Here is a 426-nt window from a genome sequence, read left to right on the forward strand (position 1 = left end):
ATCACACAACGACTCAACGGCATGCCTGCGGACGCTGTCAATTTTTTCCGCTTTGTCGGCATTTTCGATGCTGTCACTGTCATTTTCGCTGCCTATGCCATGGCAGTTGGAATCAAGGTAGCCAAAGCTGCTTACCAGCGAGCCGGGAGTAAATCTAATGCTTAAGCTCGTTACAGGCCTCCCTGGTGCAGGCAAAACTTCCAATGAGCTATGGGATTTTTTGCACAGTAAGGATTACGCCTCGCGTCCTAAATACTGCACGCCCATTAAGGGATTTGTTCCTGCCGATCATGGCGTAACAGAGATTCCGCACATCGATAAATGGCAGGAATTGCCCGAGGGCTCTGTCATTCTTTGCGATGAAGTCCAGCGTTATTGCGGCACAGATCTCGGACGTGAAGCGCCTCAATGGGTTCAAGATTTCGC

General features: G+C 50.2%; 1 protein-coding gene and 1 pseudogene. Both read left to right on the forward strand.

Translation table 11 applies throughout. The features are described from left to right. The gene (locus AAEZ05_RS27830) at window positions 1-165 is read left to right on the forward strand and encodes a DUF2523 family protein (protein WP_350649761.1); all 165 of its coding nucleotides are present in this window, start codon (window positions 1-3) and stop codon (window positions 163-165) included. Next, window positions 158-426, forward strand: a pseudogene (locus AAEZ05_RS27835) (hypothetical protein); the annotation flags it as partial. The gene AAEZ05_RS27830 and the pseudogene AAEZ05_RS27835, both read left to right, overlap by 8 nt.

Origin of the sequence: Pseudomonas sp. HY13-MNA-CIBAN-0226 (assembly GCF_040310305.1) — a bacterium.
Classification (GTDB): domain Bacteria; phylum Pseudomonadota; class Gammaproteobacteria; order Pseudomonadales; family Pseudomonadaceae; genus Aquipseudomonas; species Aquipseudomonas gregormendelii.